This is a genomic window from Mitsuaria sp. TWR114 (assembly GCF_007997345.1).
The window spans coordinates 1-5,190 of sequence record NZ_VOSR01000840.1; the positions used below are offsets into that span (position 1 = coordinate 1).

Sequence of the window (5,190 nt, forward strand, 5' to 3'; positions counted from 1 at the left end):
GCAGGGCCGCGGTGACCACCACGCCCAGCGTGATCAGCGTTTCCCGGTTGCCCACGACGGTGATCAGGTAGAAGGCGCGCAGCGCGAGCTCGGGCACGTGATCGATCATCGCGACGATGAAGGCCTCGTCGAGCTGGCCGAGCGTGGGCTCGGTGTGGAGCTCCTCCGCGATCGTGGCGAAGAGCATCGCGCCGCCGACCAGGCAGGCGAAACCCGCCGCGAAGCGCAGCAGCAGGGCGACGGGCGAGAGCGGCTCGGGCGCCGCGGCGGACGGGCCGCGCAGGGGCAGCAGGCCGCGGGCGACGAGTCCCGCGGTGAGCATCACCAGCAGCAGGAGCGCGGCGTAGATCGCCAGCGCGTGGGCGCCGGCGAAGCGCACGGCCTGGAGAACGGTCGGATCGGGCATGGGCCGATCATCCCAGCATCCAGACGTACCGCTGCATCGAACGCCGATACAGCCATTCGAAGAGGTCGACGGCGACCGACACGTCGTTGCGCTCGTAGACGCCCAGCATGGCCACCACGTAGTCCCGCTTCTCCGCACCGGCGAAGCTCAGCGGCGCGCAGTGCCCGCTGAGCAGCGGGAGGTTGGCGGCGACCCGGCCGGTGCGCTTGTTGCCGTCGGCGAAGGCCTGCAGGTAGGCGATGTGGATCCACAGGAAGAAGGCGGCTTCGACCGGGTTGCGGATGGCCGCGGCCTTGGTGGCGATCTGCTGGAACATTTCCTCCAGCAAGGCGGGAATGTCGTTGGGCTTGTAGGAGGTGCCCGTGACGCTCACGGCGATGTCCCGAATCCGACCGCATCGGGAGGGCGGCAGCAAATCCGCCATCAGCAAGCCTTGCAGCTGCAGCAGCAAGGCAGGGCTCGCCTTGCGGGTGTAGCCGTGATAGGCCAGGAACTCGAGCGCATGCTTGTGATTCACGACGATGCGGGAGGCCTCGCTTCGCCCGTCCGCGTCGGTCTGGAGCGCGTGGCTGAGCCGCAGCAGGGCGTCGGTCTCTGCCAGCGTGAAGGGGCAGCCCTCCAGCCGCGAGGAGGACCAGCAGAACTCCGTCATGAACTCGGTCAGCATCGTCACCGCGCCTTCGAAATGATGGGGACCGTTCTCCCAGTGCGCGGTGCGGTACAGCGAATCGGCGAGGCCTGGTGGCAGCAGCGAATCGACGTTGGGCTCGTAGGCATCGAGGAAGGCTCGCCGGTAGGACACGGCATCGCGGTAGTCGACCGGGATCTCCATGAAGTCGAACATCTGCCGGGACGGCTCGGACCAGGCGGGCGGTCGGGGGCGGGGGGCGAGATAGCTGGCGTCCGGCTCGCGCAGGACCTGGGGCGCCAGGATGGCGGGCGGGTGCGCGCCGTGAGCGGCTCCCGGCTTCCGGGCGTGGAGATTTTCGACTGGCATGGCTGGCCTCCTTCGACAGGAACGAGGCAGCGATGTTGAGAGGCCGTCGATGGCCTTCCGGCCAAAACCCGGTCCGCAGGCGCGGAAGCAACGAAGGATTTGACCGATCCGGACTCGGCGGCCGGCGCAAAGAAAAAAGCCGGACCTTGCGGCCCGGCTCAATCCTTGCAGGAGCGGACGCGGGTCAGGCGTCCGGAGGAGACTCGGTCAATACATCATCCAGCCGTTGCGGGCGACGCGGCGCAGCGAGAAGGCCAGGTCCGGGCGCTCGGCCGACTGCTCGGCGGCGGCCTGCAGCACCGCGTCGCGGGGACGGAGCTCGGCGGCGGCGTTGACGAACTCGACGACCGCATGGCCGGCGCGCAGGGCCAGGCTCACCAGGCGCTCGCCGGCCGCGCTCGCGGCGCGGACGCGGGCTGCGTCGGCAGCCATCACTTGGACATTCAGCGTGGTGGTGATCATGGCGGTTCCCTTCTTGAGGTGGTGTTGGGGGCGCTGGGCGGGTGGCCTTGCGCCATGGCCGAGATATTGCGGTTTTTACGTAGGGCACGCCAATTGCGCTTCGGAATCGGGTCATCACGGCCGGAAATGACCCGTGACGGAATTAGCATCCGGCGCATGAGCACCCCCCGCCCCGTCAACTTCCGGACGCTGGACCTGAACCTTTTGCGCGTCTTCGACGTGGTGATGGAAGAGCGTCATGTCACCCGCGCCGCGCACCGGCTGGCCATCACCCAGCCGGCGGTCAGCAACGCGCTGCGCCGGCTGCGCGAGGCGACGCATGAGGAGCTGTTCATCCCGTCCTCCACCGGCGTCGAGCCCACGCCGCATGCCCAGGCGCTGTGGCCGGTGGTGCGGCGCGCGCTCTCCAGCCTGCAGCAGGCGCTGGAGCCGCAGGTCTTCGATCCGCGCGCCGCCGGCAACACCGTCAGCTTCACGCTGGCGATGGCCGACGCCACCGCCGCCCTGGTAGTGCCGCAGCTGGCGCGGCGTTTCCTGGACGAAGGCATCCATGTCGGCCTGCGCGTCGTGCCGCTGACCACGCGCGACCCGCGCGAGCTGCTGGAGCAGGGCTGGGCCGACCTCGCGATCGGTTTCTTCCCGGACCTGACCGAGCAGCTGCTGGTCGAGGATGACAGCGCCGCCTTCCGCCGCGAGGCGCTCTACGCGAGCCGTTATGTCTGCGTCATGCGCGCCGACCATCCGCTGGCCGCGCCGGGCGCGCTTACGCTGGACGCCTACTGCGCGGCGCAGCACCTGCGGGTGAGCTTCGCGGGGCGGGCGCACGGCTTCGTCGACGACGCCCTGGCGATGATCGGCCGCAAGCGCACGGTCGCGATGACGGTCAACAGCTTCTTCACCGGCACGATGGCGGTGCAGCAGTCCGACCTGATCACGGTGCTGCCCGACAGCTTCGTGCCCGCGACGGGCTTCGCGGGGCAACTCGCCTGCCGGCATCTGCCGTTCGCGCTGCGCGGCATCGACATCAGCCAGGTCTGGCACGTCCGCGCCGAGCCCGATCCCGCCCAGCGCTGGCTGCGGCAGGTGATCGGCGAGATCTCGGACGTGATCGCCGCCGGCGCGCGGGCGCTGCCTCAGACGGCCTCGCCGGTCGAGCCCGCTGAGCCGGCCTGAGCGACGGGCCCTGCCCGCGCTGCGGGGCACCGTCGGCGGGGCGCCTACCTCCGCCGTACGGGATACGTCAATTCCTGCATCCGTCCCAGAATTTGTCTCCTTGCCGGGACGGAGGGCGGCGCCTAAAGTGCGCCACTCCTTAGATGAGAGTAATTCTCATCGACAGGCTCCGGTTCCACCGTCCTCCGGGATACCAGCGAAAGAGACCCACGATGCGCTCACTGACGACCTCCTTCCGACCCGCCCTCCGCCCGACCGGGACCGCCGCGGCGCTGACCGGCTTGGCCCTCGCGACGGTGATGGTGCCGGCGGTCGCGCAAGCCGAGGCGCGACCCGGTGGCGAGCTGACGCTCTACACGACGCGCGAGGTCGCGCTGGTCCAGCCGCTGCTGTCGGCCTTCACCGCCCGCACCGGCACCCAGGTCAACACCGTGTTCGTGAAGGACGGCCTGCTGGAACGGGTCAAGGCCGAGGGCGCGCGCTCGCCGGCCGACCTGCTGATGACGGTGGACGTGGGCAACCTGGTCGACCTCGTCGAAGGCGGCGTGACCCAGCCGCTGAAGTCGGCCGAGGTCGAGGCCGCGGTGCCCGCCCACCTGCGCGGCGCGGACGGGCAATGGACCGCGCTGTCGATGCGCGCCCGCGTGCTGTATGCCGACCAGGCGCTCAAGGCCGGCCCGATCCGCTACGAGGACCTGGCCGACCCGAAGTGGAAGGGCAAGGTCTGCACGCGCTCCGGCCAGCATCCCTACAACACCGCGCTGGTGGCGGCGATGATCGCGCACGACGGCGAGGCCAGGACCGAGCAGTGGCTGCGCGGCCTGAAGGCCAACCTCGGCCGCAAGCCGACCGGCGGCGACCGCGACGTGGCGCGCGACATCCTGGGCGGCATCTGCGACGTGGGCCTGGCCAACTCCTATTACGTGGGCCAGATGAAGTCGTCCAAGCCGGGCAGCGACGCCCGCAAGTGGGGCGACGGCATCCAGGTGCTGAAGCCGACCTTCGCCGCCAAGGGGGCCGGCACGCACGTGAACATCAGCGGCGCCGCGGTGGCCAGGCATGCGCCCAACCCGGCGGCCGCCCGGGCGCTGCTGGCCTTCCTGGTGTCCGAGCCGGCGCAGCAGCTCTACGCGCAGACCAACTACGAATACCCGGTGCGTGCCGGCGTCGCGCTGGATCCGCTGATCCAGTCCGCGATCGGGCCGGTCAAGGCGGACACCCTGCCGCTCACCGAGATCGCCCGTCATCGCAAGCAGGCCAGCCTGCTGATCGACAAGGTCGCCTTCGACCAGTGACGGCGTGAGGACGGTGCTCGGCCGGCCGCGCGCGGTCGGTCCGCTCTGGCACGCGACGGCCACCGCGATCGCGCTGGCGGTGCTGGCGCCGCTGGTCGCGCTCGCCTGGACGGCGCTGGGCGCCGGGACCGCGCACTGGGGGCATCTGATCGCGCATGTGCTGCCGCTCGCGGCGGCGCAGACGGCGACCCTTCTGGCCGGGGTGGGGCTGCTGACGGCGCTCGTGGGCACCGGCAGCGCCTGGCTGGTGACGCGCACCGACTTCCCCGGCCGCGTCGTCCTGCAATGGGCGCTGCTGTTGCCGCTGACGGTGCCAACCTACATCGCGGCCTACAGCTATGTCGACCTGCTGCATCCGATCGGCCCCTTCCAGAGCGCCGTGCGCGCGCTGCTGGGCGTGGAGTCGCCGCGCCAGTTCCGCCTGCCCGATGCGCGCTCGATGACGGGCGCGGTGCTGGTGTTGTCCGCCGTCCTCTATCCCTACGTCTACCTGAGCATGCGCGCCATGTTCGCGACCCAGCCGGCCCGGCTGATGGAGGTCGCGCGCCTGCTGGGCGAGGGGCCGTGGGGCGCGTTCCGGCGCGTCGCGCTGCCGATGGCGCGGCCGGCGCTGGCGGTCGGCGTCGGGCTGGTGCTGCTGGAGGTGCTGAACGACGTCGGCGCGTCGGAGTTCCTCGGCGTGACCACGCTGACCACCACGGTCTACACGACCTGGATCACGCGCTCGGACCTGGGCGCGGCGGCGCAGATCGCCTGCGCGATGCTGGCGATGGTGGCCTTGCTGGTCTGGCTGGAACGCCAGGGCCGAAGGCGGCGTCGCGCCGGTACGGTCCACGCGATGCGGCCCGCGCCGCGGC

At 70.8% G+C, this 5,190-nt stretch carries 6 protein-coding genes; 3 read left to right on the top strand and 3 right to left on the bottom strand.

The window, feature by feature from the left end; genetic code table 11:
* The 3 genes from FUT87_RS24770 to FUT87_RS24780 form a co-directional block, all read right to left on the bottom strand.
* A partial coding sequence (locus FUT87_RS24770) for a hypothetical protein (protein WP_147242718.1) occupies nucleotides 1-406 on the bottom strand: 406 nt, incomplete at its 3' end.
* Nucleotides 407-413: 7 nt separating this feature from the next.
* The gene (locus FUT87_RS24775; RefSeq protein WP_186830748.1) at nucleotides 414-1,250 is read right to left on the bottom strand and encodes a Fic family protein; all 837 of its coding nucleotides are present in this window, start codon (nucleotides 1,248-1,250) and stop codon (nucleotides 414-416) included.
* Between the two features lie 360 nt (nucleotides 1,251-1,610).
* Nucleotides 1,611-1,865 carry a hypothetical protein gene (locus FUT87_RS24780; RefSeq protein ID WP_091720983.1) on the bottom strand — a complete coding sequence of 85 codons (255 nt, stop codon included), beginning with the start codon at nucleotides 1,863-1,865 and terminating at the stop codon, nucleotides 1,611-1,613.
* A 156-nt stretch (nucleotides 1,866-2,021) separates the two neighbouring features.
* Between FUT87_RS24780 and FUT87_RS24785 the strand changes: the two genes are divergently transcribed.
* The 3 genes from FUT87_RS24785 to FUT87_RS24795 form a co-directional block, all read left to right on the top strand.
* A complete protein-coding gene (locus tag FUT87_RS24785; RefSeq protein WP_147242720.1) occupies nucleotides 2,022-3,038 on the top strand; it encodes a LysR family transcriptional regulator in 1,017 nt (338 codons plus the stop codon).
* Between the two features lie 212 nt (nucleotides 3,039-3,250).
* Nucleotides 3,251-4,333 carry an extracellular solute-binding protein gene (locus FUT87_RS24790; protein ID WP_147242721.1) on the top strand — a complete coding sequence of 361 codons (1,083 nt, stop codon included), beginning with the start codon at nucleotides 3,251-3,253 and terminating at the stop codon, nucleotides 4,331-4,333.
* A 13-nt stretch (nucleotides 4,334-4,346) separates the two neighbouring features.
* The coding region (locus tag FUT87_RS24795; RefSeq protein WP_255512016.1) for an iron ABC transporter permease at nucleotides 4,347-5,190 on the top strand (844 nt) is incomplete at its 3' end.